The organism is Pleurocapsa minor HA4230-MV1 (genome assembly GCA_019359095.1).
GTDB lineage: Bacteria > Cyanobacteriota > Cyanobacteriia > Cyanobacteriales > Xenococcaceae > Waterburya > Waterburya minor.
In genome coordinates this window covers 1-20,936 of the sequence record JAHHHZ010000024.1, presented here as the reverse complement: position 1 = coordinate 20,936, position 20,936 = coordinate 1, and the positions used below count along the sequence as shown (strand labels likewise).

The 20,936-nt window shown below is 40.0% G+C and carries 21 protein-coding genes; 6 read left to right on the top strand and 15 right to left on the bottom strand.

All coding sequences use genetic code 11. From position 1 onward, the window contains the following. Positions 1–64: 64 nt before the first annotated feature. The 8 genes from KME09_15415 to KME09_15380 all read right to left on the bottom strand — a co-directional run bounded on the left by KME09_15415 (position 65) and on the right by KME09_15380 (position 6,215). A complete protein-coding gene (locus KME09_15415) occupies positions 65–814 on the bottom strand; it encodes an HAD-IA family hydrolase (GenBank protein MBW4535323.1) in 750 nt (249 codons plus the stop codon). A gap of 111 nt (positions 815–925) precedes the next feature. Then, on the bottom strand, positions 926–2,014 hold the full coding sequence (locus KME09_15410; protein ID MBW4535322.1) for a 30S ribosomal protein S1: 1,089 nt from the start codon (positions 2,012–2,014) through the stop codon (positions 926–928). 281 nt (positions 2,015–2,295) lie between these two features. Continuing rightward, positions 2,296–2,832 carry a transcriptional regulator NrdR gene (nrdR, locus tag KME09_15405; GenBank protein ID MBW4535321.1) on the bottom strand — a complete coding sequence of 179 codons (537 nt, stop codon included), beginning with the start codon at positions 2,830–2,832 and terminating at the stop codon, positions 2,296–2,298. Positions 2,833–2,989: 157 nt separating this feature from the next. Next, on the bottom strand, positions 2,990–3,085 hold the full coding sequence (locus KME09_15400; GenBank protein ID MBW4535320.1) for a photosystem II reaction center protein T: 96 nt from the start codon (positions 3,083–3,085) through the stop codon (positions 2,990–2,992). Between the two features lie 155 nt (positions 3,086–3,240). After that, on the bottom strand, positions 3,241–4,773 hold the full coding sequence (psbB, locus tag KME09_15395) for a photosystem II chlorophyll-binding protein CP47 (GenBank protein ID MBW4535319.1): 1,533 nt from the start codon (positions 4,771–4,773) through the stop codon (positions 3,241–3,243). 308 nt (positions 4,774–5,081) lie between these two features. Further along, positions 5,082–5,408 (bottom strand): hypothetical protein, encoded by a 327-nt coding sequence (locus KME09_15390; protein ID MBW4535318.1) that lies wholly within the window; start codon positions 5,406–5,408, stop codon positions 5,082–5,084. A 139-nt stretch (positions 5,409–5,547) separates the two neighbouring features. Beyond that, a complete protein-coding gene (locus KME09_15385) occupies positions 5,548–5,994 on the bottom strand; it encodes a GNAT family N-acetyltransferase (protein ID MBW4535317.1) in 447 nt (148 codons plus the stop codon). A gap of 41 nt (positions 5,995–6,035) precedes the next feature. After that, positions 6,036–6,215, bottom strand: coding sequence for a hypothetical protein (locus KME09_15380; GenBank protein ID MBW4535316.1), 180 nt, complete (start codon positions 6,213–6,215; stop codon positions 6,036–6,038). Positions 6,216–6,295: 80 nt separating this feature from the next. Between KME09_15380 and KME09_15375 the strand changes: the two genes are divergently transcribed. Further along, entirely contained in the window at positions 6,296–6,835 is a 540-nt protein-coding gene (locus KME09_15375) for a DUF2854 domain-containing protein (GenBank protein ID MBW4535315.1), read from the top strand. 44 nt (positions 6,836–6,879) lie between these two features. Here the strand turns inward: KME09_15375 and KME09_15370 are convergent, their stop codons facing one another. The 6 genes from KME09_15370 to KME09_15345 form a co-directional block, all read right to left on the bottom strand. Then, positions 6,880–7,530 carry a bifunctional 4-hydroxy-2-oxoglutarate aldolase/2-dehydro-3-deoxy-phosphogluconate aldolase gene (locus KME09_15370; protein MBW4535314.1) on the bottom strand — a complete coding sequence of 217 codons (651 nt, stop codon included), beginning with the start codon at positions 7,528–7,530 and terminating at the stop codon, positions 6,880–6,882. Positions 7,531–7,542: 12 nt separating this feature from the next. Then, complete coding sequence (locus KME09_15365) at positions 7,543–8,394, bottom strand: M48 family metalloprotease (GenBank protein MBW4535313.1); 852 nt, start codon at positions 8,392–8,394, stop codon at positions 7,543–7,545. Positions 8,395–8,702: 308 nt separating this feature from the next. After that, positions 8,703–9,143, bottom strand: a complete 441-nt coding sequence (locus tag KME09_15360; GenBank protein ID MBW4535312.1) for a DUF3293 domain-containing protein — start codon at positions 9,141–9,143, stop codon at positions 8,703–8,705. 106 nt (positions 9,144–9,249) lie between these two features. Beyond that, the gene (locus KME09_15355) at positions 9,250–9,390 is read right to left on the bottom strand and encodes a photosystem II reaction center protein Ycf12 (protein ID MBW4535311.1); all 141 of its coding nucleotides are present in this window, start codon (positions 9,388–9,390) and stop codon (positions 9,250–9,252) included. A gap of 203 nt (positions 9,391–9,593) precedes the next feature. Then, entirely contained in the window at positions 9,594–10,322 is a 729-nt protein-coding gene (locus KME09_15350; protein MBW4535310.1) for an ABC transporter ATP-binding protein, read from the bottom strand. A 227-nt stretch (positions 10,323–10,549) separates the two neighbouring features. Next, a complete protein-coding gene (locus KME09_15345; protein ID MBW4535309.1) occupies positions 10,550–11,974 on the bottom strand; it encodes an NADP-dependent isocitrate dehydrogenase in 1,425 nt (474 codons plus the stop codon). A 225-nt stretch (positions 11,975–12,199) separates the two neighbouring features. Between KME09_15345 and KME09_15340 the strand changes: the two genes are divergently transcribed. The 5 genes from KME09_15340 to KME09_15320 all read left to right on the top strand — a co-directional run bounded on the left by KME09_15340 (position 12,200) and on the right by KME09_15320 (position 19,219). Further along, positions 12,200–12,907 (top strand): response regulator transcription factor, encoded by a 708-nt coding sequence (locus KME09_15340; protein ID MBW4535308.1) that lies wholly within the window; start codon positions 12,200–12,202, stop codon positions 12,905–12,907. Positions 12,908–13,155: 248 nt separating this feature from the next. Beyond that, positions 13,156–13,845 (top strand): GUN4 domain-containing protein, encoded by a 690-nt coding sequence (locus tag KME09_15335; GenBank protein MBW4535307.1) that lies wholly within the window; start codon positions 13,156–13,158, stop codon positions 13,843–13,845. Between the two features lie 353 nt (positions 13,846–14,198). Further along, positions 14,199–15,719 (top strand): GAF domain-containing protein, encoded by a 1,521-nt coding sequence (locus KME09_15330; GenBank protein MBW4535306.1) that lies wholly within the window; start codon positions 14,199–14,201, stop codon positions 15,717–15,719. Between the two features lie 103 nt (positions 15,720–15,822). Next, the gene (locus KME09_15325) at positions 15,823–17,214 is read left to right on the top strand and encodes an IctB family putative bicarbonate transporter (GenBank protein MBW4535305.1); all 1,392 of its coding nucleotides are present in this window, start codon (positions 15,823–15,825) and stop codon (positions 17,212–17,214) included. Between the two features lie 634 nt (positions 17,215–17,848). After that, positions 17,849–19,219, top strand: a complete 1,371-nt coding sequence (locus KME09_15320) for a sugar transferase (GenBank protein MBW4535304.1) — start codon at positions 17,849–17,851, stop codon at positions 19,217–19,219. A 16-nt stretch (positions 19,220–19,235) separates the two neighbouring features. Here KME09_15320 and mnmE read toward each other — a convergent pair whose 3' ends face one another. Next, positions 19,236–20,606 carry a tRNA uridine-5-carboxymethylaminomethyl(34) synthesis GTPase MnmE gene (gene mnmE, locus KME09_15315; protein ID MBW4535303.1) on the bottom strand — a complete coding sequence of 457 codons (1,371 nt, stop codon included), beginning with the start codon at positions 20,604–20,606 and terminating at the stop codon, positions 19,236–19,238. Positions 20,607–20,936: the final 330 nt, after the last annotated feature.

Genomic DNA, 20,936 nt, shown 5'->3' with positions numbered 1-20,936 from the left:
AAAAACTCTCTCAGTTTATTAATTCTTGCGCTTACCCTGAACATAATACAGGTTATTTTAAGAATTACAAAGCTTGAATTTTGTTTAACGTGTCAATTTGGATGTCTGCTAAATCTATTCGCAAATTTTGATGACGACAGATCCCAATTGCGCCCGCGGCTTTTGCGCCTTTTGCCATCATCATATCGACCGAAGCATCTCCGATCATCAAGGTTTGCTCTGGATTGACTTTTAAAGCCTCACAAGCTTGCCGAAAAAGCCTGGGGTCTGGCTTAGTTATTTCTTTGTTTGCCCCTAGACAAAGTTGAATATAACTATGTAGTTGGTGATTGCTGACAAAGTTTTCTACCGCACTAGTTGAGTCAGCAGATAGAATACCGATTTTTAATCCTTTGCTGGTCAGCGATTGTAGTGTTTCTCTGACATCATTATATAAAGGAGCTAATTTAGCTGTTTTAATTAGGTATTTTGACTCAGCCACCTCATTAAAAGCAGCCTGGGCAATTTTTCTCGATTCACACCAACTTCTACCAGTTTCGGCAATATAAGCAGCAGCTGCAATTTCATTCTCGTCGTAACTGCCTACTGCCATTAAGCCTTGAGGGTCTAAGATATCATCTACAATCCCAAACGCCATCATTAGAGGCTCACCTACCCCTGGTATTTGAGCGTCGATTAAACGCGCTCGTTCAGAGCCAACTAAGCGCCAATATGCTCCAGAATTTTCTAAAGTGCCGTCTTTATCAAAGATAACGGCCGTTATATTATCAAATCTCATATCTTCACAGGCGATTGTGAAACTAGCCGAAGGCATCGCGATGGACAAAGTTTTTCTCCAATTAAGTAATTAAACAAAAAAAATAGAGAGAGTTAAACCCCCTCTATAGCATTATCAACAAAATGTCGTTTAACTAATAACTGAACTCTATTCTTCCGATGCTGCTCCTACCATTTCTTCTGATGGATCTTCAGCTATGGGTTCGTCTGTTTCATCAGTAAGTTCTTCGGCAGGTTCTTCTACTGCTTCCTCTGCTGCTACAGTTTCTTCAGCCTCTACTGCTTCCTCTGCGGTTACTGCTTCTTCGTCTATTTCTTCTAAAGTAATACCTTCAGCTTCGGCTAACAGTTTTTGACGATATTTTTCCGCCATCTCTTCAGCTTTCTCAAATACTATATCTCTGTTTTTGAGCATATCACCTGGTTCTGGCTCTAGCTGCTTCGTAGAAAGTGAAATCCGACCTCTTTCTGCATCTAGGTCGATAATCATTACTTTCAATTCGTCATTTACGCCAAATACACTATGAGGTGTATCGATATGATCGTGAGATATTTCAGAAATATGGAGGAGTCCACTAACTCCACCAATGTCAATAAACGCACCGTAAGGCTTGATACCGCGTACAGAACCTCTGACTACTTGACCGACTTCTAAACCGTTCATCTTGCGCTCTACTAAGGCACGACGATGACTTAAAACTAGTCGATTCCGCTCTTCGTCAACTTCTAGGAATTTGAGCGGTAAATCTTCCCCGACTAAATCTTCTTTTGCTTCTCTAGCGCTGATATGCGAACCAGGAATAAATCCTCTTAATCCTTCAATTCTGACTAAAGCACCACCACGGTTAGTAGCAAAAACGTTGGAACGAACAGTAGCATCCTCTTGCTGTAGCTGTCTAACTCTCTCCCAAGCGCGCATGTACTCAATGCGTCTAATTGACAGGGTTAACTGCCCATCTTCGTTTTCATCAGTTAAAATGAAAAATTCTCTAGTTTCATCCGCCTGAAGGACTTCAGTGGGGTTATCGACTCGATTAATCGACATCTCCTGAATTGGGATATAAGCAGCAGTTTTGGCACCAATGTCAATCAAAGCTCCTCTTGGTTCCATACTGAAAACTGTTCCTGCAACTATATCCCCTGGACTGAAGTGATAATCGTATTTGTCTAGGAGTGCAGCGAAATCTTCGTGAGTAAAACCAATATCTTTAGTACTATTTGCTTGCTGATTGACCATATGGATTAGATGTCCTTGTGTTGTTTCCTTGCTTTTTTGATGGGATGAGCCTCCTGCTTAATGTACACTCACCTATTTATCGTGCAGTCTACACCTACATTAGATAGATATTCGAGCAACTAAGAATAAGTCAGATGTCATAAAACATCTTGACCAAGCACTCTGCTACTGGAACGCTTCTGTGTTGATGGCAAGATAGCATTATACCATTGTAACTTTTTATCGCGCTGACCGTAAAAATTTTTTTTTAACTTGCGTATAGGTATCAATACTTTAATCATCTATTGAGAAATACAGTTAGCAGTTGCTGTAGACGAACCTGGACTTTGAGAATTATTCCAGGTTTGAAAATGAGAATCTTGAGCATTTTCATTTTGCAAATGATTTAAAGTTTCGACGAAATCTTTGATTCCCTGAAATTTTCGATAAACAGAGGCAAAACGGATATAGGCTACTTCGTTTTCGTAGCGTAAATTATGCAAAACTAATTCCCCAATTTCGCTACTGCAAAATTCTTTGCCTGGATTTTGATGGAGTTTAGCTTCGATATTATCAATGATTACTTCCGCTTTTTGATAAGAAACTTGAGTTTTTTCACAAGCTCTTAAGACTCCACGTAGCAACTTCCCTCGATCAAAAGGTTCTCTACTACCATCTCTTTTAATCACGGTAATGGGAATTAGTTCGATTCTCTCGTAAGTTGTAAAACGCTGTTTACAATTTAAACATTCTCGGCGGCGACGAATACTTTGCCCACTTTCCGTAGAACGAGATTCTAGTACTCTACTCTCTGTATGTTGGCAATTGGGGCAGTGCATTGATTTTTTTAAGTATTATGCTTGTTGACAATAAATTGTGTTTATAAACAACAAATCTGAGCCATTTTTAACATCATAGTTTGTCTTGCAACAGACCATAATTAAAAAAGACCCAGAAGTGGAGAGTTCTTAATAATACTTAACGTTTTGCGCCAGCTTATTTTTCAATGCGGGGTGGTTCGCGAAAAGCGATCGCAAAGAAAAGAACCGAAATTGCCATAGCTAAAACTAAAATGTATGCAACAGCTTCCATGATTAAAATTCCTAAAGTATCTTACTTAATATTTTACCAATAAAATAACTGAAGTTGTTTCAGCTACTTTGTCTAAATGATTTCAGGGAAGGGGATCAAATAAATAATTTGTCTTCCCTGAAATTTTCAGCTTTAAAACAGCTAGCTAACCTCTATTATGCTCCTTTTGTAGCACGAGTAGATTTATCACCCACTTTCTGATAGAAGCCCCACTCTACCTGTTCTTCTTCTAGGTCGGGGTCAACTCCAGCAAATACGTCTCGGTACAGTGTACGAGAACCATGCCAAATATGACCAAAGAAAAAGAAGAGTGCAAACACAGCATGACCAAAGGTAAACCAACCACGAGGACTAGTGCGGAATACACCATCAGAATTTAAAGTTTCAGTGTCAAAATCGAACGCTTCTCCTAACTGAGCTTTACGAGCATATTTTTTAACAGTAGCAGGATCATCAAAGGTTTGACCGTCCAATGCACCACCATAAAAGGCAACTTTTACACCGCTTTGTTCAACACTGAGTTTAGATTCTGCACGACGGAAAGGAATATCGGCGCGAACGACGCCATCAGCATCAGTCAAAATAACAGGGAAAGTCTCAAAGAAGTTAGGCATCCGACGGACATTTAATTCACGACCTTCAGCATCAGTAAATACTGCGTGTCCCAACCATTCTTGAGCAATACCATCACCGCTATCCATTGAGCCTGTACGGAACAAACCACCTTTGGCGGGACTGTTACCTACATAGTCATAAAAGGCTAGTTTTTCAGGGATTGTCGACCAAGCTTCGGAACGAGTTAAACCATCGTCCATAGCAGTTTCTACACGACGCTGGATTTCTTGTTGGAAATAACCCTGATCCCATTGGTAACGAGTAGGCCCGAATAATTCTACAGGAGTTGTAGCATTACCGTACCACATAGTTCCTGTAACGACAAAAGCAGCAAAGAAAACCGCAGCAATACTGCTAGAGAGAACAGTTTCGATGTTCCCCATTCTCAACGCTTTGTATAGTCTTTCTGGAGGACGGACACTGAGGTGGAATAAACCAGCAATAATACCAACTACACCAGCAGCAATATGGTGAGCTACAACACCGCCAGGATTAAAGGGATTAAACCCTGCTGGGCCCCATTCTGGCGCAACACCTTGGACATGACCCGTCACGCCATAGGCATCTGAAACCCACATTCCAGGGCCCCATAGGCCTGTAAGGTGGAAGGCTCCAAAACCGAAACAAAGTAGACCAGATAAGAATAAATGAATCCCAAACATTTTTGGTAAATCCAAAGCTGGCTGACCAGTACGAGGATCGACAAATAATTCTAAATCCCAATATACCCAATGCCATACTGCTGCTAAGAACAGTAAGCCAGAAAGCACGATGTGAGCGATCGCTACACCTTCAAACGACCAAAAACCAGCACTTGCACCAGTTTCACCAGTCACACTCCAACCACCCCAAGAGGTGTCAACACCCAAACGGGCCATGAAAGGCAGTACAAACATACCTTGTCGCCACATGGGATTTAAGACAGCATCGCTAGGGTCAAAGGTTGCTAGCTCAAATAAAGCCATTGAACCTGCCCAACCTGCTACTAAAGCAGTGTGCATTAAGTGGACTGATATTAGTCTGCCTGGATCATTCAGGACGACTGTATGAACTCGATACCAAGGTAGTCCCATAGACTACGCCCCTCCTATTGATTAAATAATTTGTTTAGTAAGACCAAATAATATTGGTCAACATCACTAACTAAGATAGTAATGCTAAAGTTGACTCTTATTTTGTAATTTGTATGTTCGCCACAATCAGTACCTTTCTACAGAAAATCTACTAGTAGTGGTTGTAAAAATTGGGCTAATTGCTAATTCAGGAGTTCCTGGAAATTACTGCTATTTAAAGAAGTGTAACTATTGTTAGAAACTATTGCAAGATTTATCTCATGTTATCGACAAAAGTTAAATTTTGTTACAAGATTACCATTCTTTATTTATGATTGAGTAGCTATACTGCCCGTTGTGGCATTAAAAACTGATTCAGCCTGGTGCAAGATTTCAATTACCTGTTCGGCGCTAATTAATCTTTTAAGTACTACCTGTCCAATGTTAGATCCCTGAAGGTCTTGTTTGGGCTTTACTTCGACCATGATCACCTCATCTTCCACTGCATAAAGCCAGAGAATCTCTTGCTGCTGCAAGATTCCACAATTAAGAGGTTTAATTTCGGGTTTGCGTCCCCAATCAACTTGATCCCACAATCCGCCAAATTCCCAAACCCGATCGTAAGTCCAGCCATCACTCAGAAAAAAGTATTTCACTGTGCCAATAGTTATTCATTTCTTAAGTCTGAAGTTAGCAAAAATTGGCACTTTGTAGGTTGTAATATCCAAGTTTGATTAGTTTTCCTCTAATAGTTTAGTGACTATTTGCCCAAATATACAGCAATTGAGCAGAAAACTAAGGGTCAATCGACAGTACATAGTGATAAAAATCATCAAACTGGCGATAACCCATGGATTCGTAAAGATTTTGACCTATTTTGTTGGTTGCTTCCGTTGCCAAGATCATCCGTACCGCATTGGTTGATGTAGCATGATCTTTAGCCTTGTTCATTAAAGCTTTAGCGATGCCCTGATTTCTCTTTTCACTCAGCACAAACAAATCATTGAGAATCCAGACTCGCTGCATCGAGATAGAAGACCAAGAAGGAAATAGCTGAGTATAGCCAACAGGTTGCTCATTTTCCATCGCTAGCAAGATAACTGCATCCTGCTGCTGTAAACGTTGTCGAATAAATTTTTGGGCGGACTCTAAATCTCCTGCTTGGCGGTAGAAGATACGATATTGATTGAAGAGAAAAGCAACATGATCTAATTGTTCTATAGTTGCTTGATAAATTTCCATTGACATTAATCGATAGTTAACTCTACCGCCACTAAAACAGATTAAACCTTTTCTTCGGGAAAAGTTTCATTAAATTCTTCAATCAATTCATCTAGTTCTTCTAAAGCTTGATCGACATCGATTCTTAATGTTCCCAAGTTTGGTCTTTCCAAAAGTTCCACTAAAGAATCGCGTTTTGAGTTCATTTGAGCGATTCGGGCTTTAATATCTGCTTTGTCCATAATCTGATAATTTTATTTTTTTCAAGTATCCATTAGCTCTAGAATAGACAATATCGATAAATATAAACAATTTTTTAAATATGTTGCGAAAAATACCATTAGCTGCTGTTGGTTTAACCGTAGGAGGAATTTTAACCATCGTTGGCTTTTATGCTTATGCAGTGGGGATGAATACTCTGAATTTAGCAGGGTTCTTTTATGGCATTCCCCTTTTATTGGGAGGTTTAGCTCTTAAGGCATCAGAATTAAAGCCAGTACCCTATACGCAACCAACTACTCCTGAAGTGAAAGAATTGCGATCGCAAGCAACCCCAACTCAAGAGCAACTGCGTAAAGATGTAACTCGTTTTCGTTATGGACAAGAGGCTCATCTAGACGATTGTTTAGCCAAGTTTGGTCTTAGCCCTACAGATGAAGAAAGACCGATCTTGTCAGGTATTCAGGAGCAATCTAGAGAAGGTGCTTATACTCTGCTGATGGAATATTATTCACCCTTTTTCTCCCTGGAAGATTGGCAGGAAAGACATGAGCAAATTGAAAAGTTTTTTGGCCCCGATATTAAAGCCGAAATTACTCAACCAAAAAAATCTCGCATCGATGTCGCTTTGATTAAATCTTGAGGTGGGAATTTACAGTTTTAATTTACAGTGGCGAGCGCACAGATTTATGATTCACTTAATTCAGTTGTTTGTAACTGATCGAGCATAACTTTAGTCCGCTCAGTAATTTGTGACCATTGTTGATTGGCGATCGCTGATGTCGGAAACAAATTACTCGAAATACCTACAGCGATCGCTCCAGCTTCAATCATCTTGACCGCATTTTCCACAGTAACCCCACCAGTAGGAATCAAAGGAATATGACCTAAAGGTCCTTGCAGACATTTTACATACTCCGCACCACCTAAAGATTTAATCGGAAAGACTTTTACCGCTTGTGCGCCATGTTGCCAAGCATTTACAGCTTCTGTAGGGGAAAATACGCCAGGTATAAAAGGAATTGCATAGCGAGATAAGCAAGTTTCTAGCAGTCGAGCATCAAAACAAGGAGAGAAAGCAAACTGCGCTCCCGCGTCAACAGCAGTAGCTAACTGGTTAACATCTAGAATAGTTCCTGTGCCAATCGTGCAGTGGGGTAAATCCTTTCTTAGTCGAGCAATTAACTGTGCAGGGCGATCGCTATTCCAAGTAATTTCAATTAGGTTCATTCCCGCTGCTGCTACAGCCTGAGCCATTTTGTAAGCTAAGTTAAAATCATCACAGCGAATTATAGCGATCGCTTTATGTTGGCGTAAGAGCTTTAACCATGCATCCATCAAATTGTTGATTTATAAAGAACTGATGCGACTTTTATAAGCTCGACTATCTAAACCATCTCCTACATTGGCAGTTTGAGGATTAATTTGCTCTTGCAAGATTTTAATCCGTTCCGAAGTAGCGGGATGAGTACTTAAAAAACTAGGAGTAGAGCCACCTGCTTGTAATAATTTTTGCATAAAGCCCAAGATACCAGCAGGAGCATAGTTTGCTTTGATCATGTTATTTAAACCAAAGCGATCGGCTTCTAATTCATCAGAGCGACCATTAGGACGACTAACAGCGAGTTCTACGCCAATTTGTACAGCATCACTGCGGTCTAAACCTGCTGCGGAGAGTAATCCTTGTGCTACAGCACTATCACGCATGTGTTCGATACCGTGACGAGCTGCAATATGTCCAATTTCATGTCCAATTACACTAGCCAATTCTGCCTCATTATCTGCTGCTGCAATTAATCCTTTATTAACGTAGACATACCCACCCATGGTGGCAAAAGCATTAATGCCATTATCATCAACTATTTGAAAAGTGTAAGGTATATCTGACCGCTGACTAGTTTTTGCTAGTCGCTGACCAATCTGATTGATGTAATCGTTAATTGATTGATTACGGTATATTTTTGCTTGACCAGAGTTAATTAACTCTTGATTAATCGATGTGCCTAACTCTACTTCTTGAGTCTTGGAAATATTGGAGATCTGGACAACTTGAACCCCACGAATAATCAAATCAAGCCAAGAAACACCGAAACTAGGTTGCACATTAAGCAGGCTAATACTAACGCTAAGGATCAAAGCCACAAATCCGTAGACAAAATGATGATAATAACGCTGCAAAAAGCTAGATAATTGCTGAAACATATCAGGTATGTAACAAACTTATGATATTAATAGTGGTTGATAGTAATGTTTCTTTTGACGATCAACTAGATGGTTAAGTTGCCGAACTTTTTTTGCTATTCCTTCAGGGTAGAATTTCATCGAAAATAGAAAATATCTAAAAAGCTTATAGTGAGGCATCGCGGTGACGCGCCTCCAGGCGGACGGAGCGAAGCTCCTAATCCTTTAGGGCTAATCCTTTAGGACTTGTTGGTTTCCAGCAAAGAGCGAATGCCGAACCCGAAGGGCTAGCCCACCGATTAATGTTCTTAACCCGAACTGAGGTTAATTTAGAGCCATTGAAGCTCGGCTGCTTGGTTCAACTCGCCATAAACAATGGCATTCTGCTCAAATTTTTGACCGATAGCGATTGCCTGGGGGCGAGTAATACCTAAAATTAACCAGCTTGGTTCTGGAGTCCAGACCCCAGTTGGATCTTTACCCATAGCGGGAATTAAAGGCAATTGTAACCCTTTTAGATATTTGCTTAATCTCTGATCGCGTCGCTGATTTTCTCGCGCTGAGAGAGGCTGTGAATAGGGATTGGCAGCGGTAATTAATGCCCAAGTAAAGCGATCGCTTTGAGCAATCAAGGAGTCTAATGGCGGACAATTTTGACCAATATTGATCTGGATAGTTTCTTGACCATCATAAACTTCGTATATCGCCTGCTCATAAGCTACTCTTAAAGCGGCAATTTCAGCTTGGGCTAATTTTGCTCGATCGTCCATTCAATCTTAAATTGAAATTGTTCTGGAACAGCCATGAGCAAAACTGCTCTCTGGTAAAGCCAAAAGAGCAGCATGACAAACAAGATCAAATATTATAAAAATTTCTTTAGAGATCGCCACCACGTAAAGCTAGCAAAAATATTACTACTGGGCCTGAAATTACAATCAAAGCCAGACATAGTAGTTGAAAAATTACGGTAAAGTTAATACCGCCAATAGCACTAAAAATGTTGGTTACAAAATCCATTTTTTCTCCTAAAGTTTAACTAAATCAAATCTATAAAAAGTTTTGGCACGTCCCGTAAGCCATTACCTATAATACCTGGGAAGTATCTGCCGTTTTTCAGCAACGATATAAAAATATATAAACTTTCATTGCGCCACTCTAGATCATTTTAAATTAATCTGACGCTAAACTCAATGATGATCAAAGCTCTCAGTCAATAGCTATTAGTCGGACTTAAAAGCTGCACCCAGATATAGTGAGCCTACCTTGGGATCATTTAACAGGTCGATACCTTTGCCTTCAAAGCGATCGCAACCATTTTCTAGTACGTAAGCGCGATCTGCCATTGCCAAAGCTTTCTTAGCATTTTGTTCTACTAAAACAATTGCCGTCCCTGTTTGGTTAATTGCTTTTACTTGTTCTAAAACTGAGTTAACTAAGAGCGGAGATAAAGCAGCAGAAGGTTCGTCAAGTAACAGTAAGTCAGGTTCTAGCATCAATGCTTTGCCCATGGCTAACATCTGCCGTTCTCCTCCCGATAAAGTTCCCGCCTTTTGACGACGACGAGAACCTAATCTAGGAAACATGGTATAAATTTTTTGCTTAAGAGAATCGAGTGAGCCACTACGAATAAAAGCTCCCATTTCCAGGTTTTCTTCTATGGATAATGAAGCAAAAACATTGGTAATTTGGGGTACATAGCACATTCCCTGTTTGACAATTTTGTCTGATTTAAGTCCCACAATATTTTTGCCTTTGAAGATAATTTCTCCCTGTTGTGGAGTCAGCAAACCAAAAATAGCTTTGGCTAAAGTAGATTTACCTGCTCCGTTAGGGCCAATAACAGCAACTAATTCTCCAGGAGCAATCCGAAAATTTATGCCTTGCAAAATATTGAGATCTTTGACGTATCCCGCATGGACATTATTTACTTCGAGAAGATTTGTACTCATGAGTTTATTAGTGCCACAATCTCAGGTATTTTGATCGAGGGAAAAGATTTGTAACAATAATTTATTTTAAACAACTTATTTTTGCTTAGAAACATAATACTGCATGTATCCTAAAGTTATCGTGAAGTAGCTTATACATCTAAACTATTAAGGCGATCGCAGCAAAAACCACAAACTATGATTTTGCTTTGACCGCGAGAGAGGGCGATGGATTGAATTAATTAGACTTAAGCAAAGTGTTGGATAATTGCTTGAGCAAACTCGGAACATTTTAAAGGAGGATCTACCGCAGGAGACATTAACCGCGCGAGATCATAAGTTACTTCTCGATTGGCGATCGCCTTAGCTAAGCCAGTTTGGATCAGATCCGCAGCTTCTTGCCAACCCATAAACTCCAGCATCATGACTCCTGAAAGAATAACCGAACCAGGATTAATCCGATCTAGTCCTGCATGTTTGGGTGCTGTGCCGTGGGTAGCTTCAAAAATAGCACAGGTGTCACCAATATTTGCCCCAGGACTCATCCCTAAGCCACCGACGATTGCTGCTGCTGCATCAGAAAGATAGTCCCCATTAAGATTCATCGTTGCCAAGATCGAATACTCGTCAGGGCGGGTTTGAATTTGCTGAAAGATGCTATCGGCAATGCGATCGTTAACCATCACCTTATTTTTCCATTGGCCCTTACCATGAGTATCCCAAATCTCAGCTAAAACAGCTTCTACCTCTTGGCAAATTTGGGCTTGTTTTTCGGCAGTTAAAGCATCATATCCAGGATCTATTTGACGAGCGTTATCTTCCGTCGTCAGTTGAGCATTAGCCTCTTTGTTACTTAAAATCCAAGATTCTCGTTCAATGATGCACTCAGCACGAAATTCGCTTTTTACCAGTTCATAACCCCAATCGCGAAAAGCACCTTCGGTATATTTCATAATGTTGCCTTTATGAACTAATGTTACCTGCTGTTTTTCTGGCACTAAAGTTAATGCATGTTGAATGGCTTTTCTAACTAAACGCTGAGAAGCAGTTTTACTAATGGGTTTAATGCCGATTCCCGCATCTAGAGGAATTTGTTTTGTACCATGTTCGGGAGTGCTGGGGATTAGCTCCTGATTTAGAAGGTCAATCAGCTTCTTGCCAATTTCGTCTCCTTGTTTCCATTCAATTCCTAAGTAAATGTCTTCTGTATTCTCGCGATAGACAATCACTTCTAGTTTTTCAGGATACTTATGGGGAGAAGGCGTGCCTTGATAATAGCGACAGGGACGCACACAAGCATAAAGCTGAAACATTTGACGTAAAGCCACATTTAGAGAGCGAATTCCCCCACCTACAGGGGTAGTTAAAGGCCCTTTGATAGCTATGCCATATTCTTTAATCGCGTCTAGGGTATCTTGAGGTAGGTATTGATAAGTGCCGTACAGCTCACAGGCTTCATCTCCTGCATATACTTTAAACCAGTTAATTTTACGCTGTCCACCATAAGCAGCGGCTACCGCAGCATTAATTACCATTTCTGTAGCAGGCCAAATATCAACCCCAGTCCCATCGCCACGAATAAAAGGAATAATCGGCTCATCGGGAACAACAGGCTTGCCATCCTTAAAGGTGATTTTGGAACCGATAGTTGGCGGGGTAAGTTTCTCGTACATAAAACTCTAGTCAAAAACAAACTGAATATAGCTACAGTACAATTAAGTAGCCTTGAATTGACAGTAACAGAATAATTCATCCTAAATTTGCTCAGACAAAACTTAAATTTAAATCTTAAGCAAGATGTTCAATTATCTTCTTGCTATGACTGATGGCAGAATAATAAATATAAATAAAAATAAAAAGCAGCAAAGATTTGAATTTAGTTACTTTAAGCAGACGAAATGAAAAAAATACTGATAGTAGACGATGATTTAACCTTGCGCAGAATTTTGCACAATTCTTTAGAACAGAGAGGCTATCAGGTCATTTCTGTTGGTTCTGGCAAGGATGCTTTGGCTCGGTTTAGTCAAGATGTACCAGATATTATTGTCTCCGATGTTTCCATGCCTGAAATGGATGGGTTTGAATTTTGTCGTCAACTGCGATCGCAGCCATCAGGAAAGCTCATTCCCTTTATTTTTCTCTCAGCGAAGAATGAACTTAACGATCGCGTTCAGGGTCATACTATTGGCGCAGATAACTATCTCACTAAGCCGTTTGAAATGAAGGAACTGCTGGCAAACATTGAAGCCTTGATCGAGCGATCGCGACGGGTTCATGCTGAAATAGTCCATTTAATTGAGCAGTTGGCTAGTCCACAGTTAAAAGATACGATCTTTAATAATAATGCTCAAGAGAGCCAAACTACTGTACCTATTGAAGAGAGTGCTATCCCAGTTCCCACTAAACCCTTACCCTTAACTCCCGCAGAAGAGAGAGTTTTTTGGGAAACCATTCAGGGCTATACTAACAAGCAGATCAGCGATCGTTTGTTTATTAGTCCCAGAACCGTTCAAACCCACCTCAGTAATATTCTCAGCAAGCTTGACTTAAGCAATCGCACTCAGCTAGTTCGTTTTGCTTATGAGCAAGGGTATGAAAAAGCTTAGCTTACTCACATTCAGGAGAATTGCTTACCTGAGTAATTTAGATAATTTAATCATGCTAATTAAGCTGGAAATAACGCAATCCCAATTCAAATATAATTTGAGGCGTTTTCTGCCACAAAATCATGATAGTATTTGCATAATAGGACTGAGTACAAACACTTATGAAGTTTGTCAGCATTGGTGCAAAGTTTAGTTAAAATCTTGAAGTTTGTTTATTAGACAAGCACTTCGCGGTAGGAAAAGATTACATGCAGAATATCAGCAGCATCAATCATTCAATATATTTAGAATCTGAACAAAATCAATTAAAAATAGTCGATCGACTATTAGAATCTGAGTCAGATCTACAAACTCTGATGGGGTGGATGATTGATACCCAAGAACAGTCAGAAAACTTAGCCTTGGGCAAAGCATATCACGCACTGTATCTTAATCCCAATCCCAAGATCCAAGAATTTTTGCAGCAGAACTTTCCACTTGGGGTTGTACCTTTAGAATCGACCCAAGAAGTTGACTATCGACCATTACAGCAGTTACTGGCACAGCAAAATTTTCAGGACGCTGATGTGTTAACTTTGCAAAAAATGTGTGAATTAGCGGGGACTGCTGCGGTAGAACGCAAGTGGATTTACTTTACCGAAGTCGTTAACCTGCCGAGTGCTGATTTAATCACTTTAGATCGACTTTGGCTCATGTCTTCCGCTGGTAAATTCGGGTTTTCGGTACAGAGACGTATTTGGTTGTCTGTAGGCAAGGATTTTACTAAATTATGGACAAAAATCAACTGGAAATCTGGTAACGTTTGGACTCGTTATCCTCAAGAGTTTACCTGGGATTTATCCGCGCCAAAGGGTCACTTACCTTTATCCAATCAGCTACGGGGAGTTAGGGTAATTGATGCTATTTTTGCTCATCCAGCTTGGACAAAGCAAGATTAAATAAATCTTAGATAATTAAGGTTTTTAAATTAAATTGAGCAATTGTTCAGCAAAATACGGTTAAAAGAGTCTGAATTCTTGATTTATTGCTGTTTTGAGATAAGAGCAATTTAATATTTTAGGCGCAGAATGTTTGTTTCGCTACTTTTTCGGGAACTTTAAAGTCAGCAGGCTAAAAAACGCGCCGACTCTTTTCTCTGTAATTTTAAGTTAGAGCAGAATTAATCGATCGCGTAATGCTGCATAAAAATTTAAATATGCAGAATTAGCTACTGCATCAATAAACAATAACTTTTATTAAAAAATTAGTGATGCCAGTGGAAGCAGTAGATTTAGGATTGTCAGTTAACAATATGGCTAAACCGAAAAACCAGCTTTTTTGCCGTTTAGATGGTCTGACTCCTACCGTCAGAACAGAACAGAGATTAGCTACGCTCAATGAACTTGGCTTGATGGTTCAACAAGCAGTGCCAATTTTAGAAGAAACTACGCAAAAAGCAGCAAGTTTTGTCCATGCGCCAATCAGCATTTTAAGCTTGGTTGTGGAAGATGAACTGTGGTTTAAGTCAGCGGTAGGTTTATCAGCTATTGATTTAACTAATCAACTGGCTACTCAAAGAAAAATATCGCTTCAAGAGTCTTTTAGTACCTATGTGATTGATAGCCAACAGCCTCTATCGATTGCTAACACTTTTAATCATGCCACTTTTACCCATAGCATTCTCACTCAGCATTACGGCATCAAAGCCTATTTGGGAGTTCCTTTAGTTACAGCTTCAGGGGTTTGTATTGGAACTTTAGAAGTAATGGATTGGGTAACAAGAGAGTTTGACGATCGAGACATAGATCACCTGGCGTTACTTGCTAGTTGGTGTCTGGGAGAATTTGAACGAAATCAAATGCTCCAAACTCAATCAGGCAAATCAATCAGCTCCTCCCTACAACCTCTGTGGCAGAGTACTAATACTGAAGCTTCACTGTCAAGGGAGCAACTAGCTGTAATCGAACAATCTGAATTGAGATTAGACCCTACCAGAACTAGCCCGATTAAGCTCAAATTACTGGCACAGTTAACTCAAGAGCTAAAAACCCCCCTAACTTCGGTCATTGGCATGGCTAGTGTACTGCACCGAGAAGTATACGGCCCTTTGACAGTTAAACAGAAAGAGTATTTAGAAATTATTCATGATAGTGGTCAAAATTTAATTGGTTTAGTTGATGAAATAGTCAGTCTGGGAGTTTTAAACGATCGCAGTTCTGAGCTGAATCCGACAACCGTAGATATTGAAATGTTGTCTCAGCAAGTAATTAATAGTCTGGAGGATCTATCTAAACAATACCAGCAGACATTGAGATTTTCCATCGAGCCAGGAAATCGGCTTTGGACTTTAGATAAAGATAAAATTCGCCAAGCTCTCTATTATCTGATCGCCAGCATTTTAGCCATGTCAGAACCTGGAGGCGAACTCCAAATTCATGTTTCTCAACGTAGTCAAGCCTTAAACATTGCCGTTACTATTTCTCATCCCTGGCTAGGAAATGATTTTGGCGAGACCAAACTCCATGGTCATGGAGTGACTCAAGCACTAGGTTTTAATCAAAATTTTGAAAGCGGCCAAATATCGAGAGGTATTATGACTCCTCATAATCACCCAATCTTGACTTCTTCGGCTTTGATGATGGTAATTAACGATGAAAATAATTTAGACAAGAATACTGATAAAATTCCTCGCGATCTCTTGAGTTTATTATTTTGCTGTCATTTGACAGAAATGCACGGAGGAAGAGTGATTGTCCAGGGTTCTCCTAGTTCGGGTTATCGTTATGTATTACAAATTCCACCCACTAAGTCGGTTAAGTCGGTTCAAACCTAAACTAAACTCTGATCTAAGCATCGGTTAAGCAATTAAATTTGAGATTGCGAGAAAACGTGGTTTAGGATATTAATGTTCAATTTGGAACTCAGTTATCTAATCCATGAAATCGGCTTGGTCAATCATCACCCTCTCAAAACCTCAGTTAAATCAGTGGCTCAAGGGAAGTTATCTCTCTCGATTTTCTGGCTGGCTCTCAGACTGGCGACAGAGCAGTTGGCTATTTCAGTGGTCTGAAGCCATCGGTGCTGCTTTAATCAGTATCGTGTTTTTACTTGCTCCTTATACTTCTACATCTCTCATTGGCTTGCTGTTGGTTGCAGTGGCTGGATACTGGATTATTAATACCCTCACGGCAGCTCAAAGAGCCATAATCACCCCGATACATGTTCTGGTTTTCTTGTATTGGTGTGTCGCCACGGTTGCCACTGCCTTTTCTCCAGTCAAGTCTGCTGCTTTCAATGGTTGGGTTACGCTAACTTTGTATTTAATTCTCTTTGCCCTGGCTGCTCAAATATTGCGATCGCCCAAGCTATTTAACTGGATCATCACCAGCTATCTGTTAACTGCTCTAGTGGTTAGCTCCTATGGTGTGCGTCAAGAGTTTTTTGGCGTACAGCAACTGGCAACTTGGAACGATCCTAATTCTCCTCTAGCTAATGATACTAGGGTGTATAGCTATTTGGGTAATCCTAATTTGCTGGGAGGTTATTTATTGCCAGCGATCGCTTTGAGTCTAGCTGCGATCTTTGTCTGGCAGGGTTGGGTGCAAAAAACCTTAGCGGTAATTATGACGGCGGTAAATTCAGCTTGTTTGTATTTTACCGATAGTCGTGGTGCTTGGCTGGCAATGGCAGTGTTAATTGGCGTATTATTACTGTTGTTTTACGCTTGGTGGCGCGAGTATCTGCCCCGATTCTGGCAAATTTGGCTTTTACCGTTGGTCTTTGGCTCTTTAGCAGGACTATTAATCATCGCCTTTATTACTTTAGAACCTTTACGCTTGAGATTAATGAGCATTTTTGCTGGGCGAGAAGACAGTAGTAATAATTTTCGGATTAATGTCTGGGAAGCCTGTTTTCAAATTATTAGAGATTATCCCGTAATCGGTATTGGGCCAGGACACGATGCTTTTAATCAAATTTATCCTCGCTACATGAACTCGCGCTACCCTGCTTTAAGCGCCTATTCTGTCTATCTAGAACATATTGTTGAGATGGGCTATCTTGGCTTTGGCTGCTTTTTGTGGCTGGTCACTGTTACCTGTAATCATGGTCTACAACAGATATCTCGCCTGCGCCAAACTAGAAACAAAAGAGGTCTGTATCTAATTGCTGCGATCGCTGCCACTGTTAGCCTTGCTTTTCACGGATTTGTTGATACAGTTTGGTATCGCCCTCAAATAAACACGGTTTGGTGGTTGATTTTGGCGATTGTCGCCAGTTTCTATGAAGACGTTAATCAAGTAAGTAATACCGCAAAAGTATATTCTTGAGGCCAACATCAGTAATCATTTATCCCGTATAGTCATGCGGGAAATGTAAATCATCAAATCGCATGATTTATTTGAGTTTTTAATTTCTTTTTTTTATTTTTTTCTCGTTTTCTCAGATTAAATATTATATATATTAGTTTTGCTTAATATCTAAAAAATAACTTAAAACAATCTACTTATAATCTTTTCAGCTATGAGTTTCTATTAGTTTTATATTAATAAAACTAAACCTAAAAATATTTTAAATTTGCTTTTTAGCCAATTGATAACAGATTTTAGTGCATCTTTACTAATTTAGCATCTGATATAAAGGTTGTACTTTGTATCAAGGTATATCATTTTAACAGGATTTTAAGATTTGTGTATTTATTTAAGCGTTTTATTTAAGCGAGTTTTTAGCCGACTTTTTAATAATAGATGGCAACCCATTATCAACTTCTGTAAATAAGTAAAATCACTGTTTGTCATAGTTATAAATTAGTAATATTTAATCAGTAAATATACTAATTTTCCTGTAGAATTAGATTATAAAAATCCCTTGAACTAGTTTTTTTAATAATCCAAATTTATGTTTTACAGTAGGCAATCGTCGAAGTATTTATCGACTCTATTAATCTATAGTCATACATCCCGTATGATCATAGTCTGCTTGTTGGTCATTGGAGATATCCTTGGTTTACTGTTGTGCTTTGACCTAGCTCTTCGGCTACGAGTTTCACAACCTCTAGATTTAGGGATGCCAATTCTCTATGCTTTGATTGCTATGTATTTATTTGGATTATATTTAACCGATACTTATAAGCTCAATCGGGAAGTTTCAGGAGTTCGTCTCTCAGAAAGAGCAATACTGGGTATTATTGCTGCGGTAACAGCAGTAACTTCTCTGGTTTACATTACAGGGTTATGGGGTAGTGAGCCGATTGTCGGTAGGGGTGTCTTATTAATTAGTGTTGGTTTATTTTTAATTTGGGCTGTAGTTAGCAGAGCAATTGTTGATGGATGGCTCAAAGCAAATCAGCAATCTAGCCGATTTCTAGTACTAGGTGATGATCAAAAAGTTGTCGAGTTTGGTAAAGAACACCGCAAATTAAACTCTCAGGCTGAATTTGTTTCTTTTGCCGATTTTGCTGGTGAAGATTCTTATACTCCTGCTAGATCCAGCGCAAGAACAGCGGTAGTCGATCGAGTTGGTAGCCTCAGCTCTACTTGGAAACAGCAGTACTGGTCAGGAATTCTCATTGACGGTGCGGAAAGAAGCTTATCCCAGCAAATGGTTAGAGATTTGATGGACATGAGACTGCAAGGAGTTTATGTATATAGTATTGCTGATTTCTGTGAACAATTTTGGCAAAAAATTCCTCCTGCATACGTTCAGGATGACTGGTTTGCTTTCACTTCTGGGTTCAACATTTTACACAACAGAATTAAAGCTAAATTAAAACAGTTAATTGATATTGTGGTGGCAGCGGTAATGATTATTGTTTCTCTACCAATCACCCTGCCTACAGCGATCGCCATCAAGTTCAGTAGTCCAGGCCCGATTTTCTATTCTCAAGTGAGAACTGGCTTAAACGGCAAGAAGTTTCGTGTGTACAAATTTCGCTCAATGTGCCAAAATGCTGAGTCGAAAGGAGTTCAATGGGCAAAAGAAAAAGATCCTCGCATCACTAAAATTGGTTCTTTTATTCGCCTCACGAGAATTGATGAATTGCCTCAGCTTTGGAATGTCTTTAAAGGGGAAATGAGTCTAGTTGGGCCTCGTCCTGAGCGACCTGAATTCGATATGCAGCTAAGAGAACAAATTCCTTATTATGATGTCCGCTACTTAGTTAAGCCTGGAATTACTGGCTGGGCGCAGGTTTGTTATCCTTATGGTGCTTCAGTTGAAGATGCCTATCAAAAAGTGGCTTACGATCTTTACTACATCAAGAACTATTCTTTATTGATGGATTTGGCGATCGCTTTTAAAACCTTAAGAGTAGTACTGTTAGGTAAAGGTAGATAATTTAAAGTTAACTATTTTATTTACCGATGCAAAAACGGCTGAAGATGCGATCTAGTACAGATTCGGTAACTTCTTCTCCCGTAATCTCTCCTAATGCTTGAATTGCCTCCCTAAGGTCAATTGTCCAAAAGTCTAAGGGCAGTTGATTAGAGATGGTTTCCTGTACCTGTTGTAGCGCTACTCTGGCTCTAGTTAAGGCTGATGCCTGTCTTTGATTTACTGCTACCTCTGGGTTAGCTGCCATTACTTTTCCCTGATGAGCCAAGGCGATAATTGCCGTCTCTAGGTCGGTGATACCCTGATGATGGGTAGCACTGGTATAAACCTTGTATGCCATGTCCTGGGGACAATCTAAAGATTCAGGTGAAGCTAGATCCGCTTTATTGATCACCAGAATTAAAGGTCTATCTTTAACCTGCTCATATATCTCCCCATCCCGATCTGTCCAACCTAAAGAAGCATCGACTGTCAAGAGAACTAAATCAGCATCTTTGGCCGCATTGCGCGATCGCTCTACACCAATTTTTTCTACAGTATCAGTAGTCTCCCTAATTCCTGCGGTATCCAGTACCTGAATAGGAATCCCACCAACTACTAGAGTCGACTCGATCACATCGCGGGTTGTTCCTGGTAAGTCGGTGACAATGGCGCGATCGCTTTTGCTCCAGGCGTTGAGTAAACTGGACTTACCCACGTTAGGGCAGCCAACGATCGCCACTTTTAAACCATTTCTCAGCAATTCACCCTGTTCTGCTGTTGCTAAGATCTGATTTACTTGAGCCAAAACATTCTCTAGTTGCTGTTCGATTTGGGCTTCATTCAGTGGAGGAAGATCGTCAGCAAAGTCGATGCGGGCTTCTACTTCTGCCAAGATATCTAAACAAGTTGTTCTGAGATCCCGAATGGGACTGCCTAATTTACCCTGCAAACCTGCTAAAGCTATCTGGGAGGCCTTTTTCGATTGGGCTGATACTAGTTCAGCAATACTTTCAGCCTGAGTTAAATCAATTCTGCCGTTGAGAAAAGCTCTGAGACTAAACTCTCCTGGTTGGGCTAATCTTGCTCCTTGAGCCACACATAGCTGTAAAACCTCTTGCACCGCCATAATTCCGCCATGACAGTGAAATTCTACGACATCCTCACGGGTAAAAGAACGAGGTTGCAACATTAACATTAGCAGTGCTTCATCTACTATCTGTTTGGTTTGGGGATCGCGAATATGACCATAAAGAATGCGATGAGATGACCATTCCTGCTTCCCCGTCGAGTGAAATAAGGATTTAGCGATCGCCAAAGATTTGATACCTGATAGGCGTACAATGCCCACGCTGCCTTGTTGGGGTAATACGGCAGTGGCGATCGCTACAATGGTTTCTCCTTGAATCATTTAACTTGCCTGATGGATGAGCTTTGTTTATCTTACACAACTGGGAAAGTTTCTAAGTTGTGTAGCTTAGCTTTTTGTAGCTATCAGCTATCAGCTATCAGCTACCAGCATTCTCTTAGATATATGATGAAACCCCAGAATTAAATTTATTTTTAGTCAAAGCAATCATCATGGGAATCATCACGACGAGATTATAGAAAAAATGGTAAGAATTCAGGTACTAAGTTGAGGGATTAAAGAAGGGCGATCAATAACACCGATGGTTGCCAATAAAGCTTGAGTGAAAAAATTCATCACAGAGCGACCCTGAAAACGGCAGGTTTGAATCAC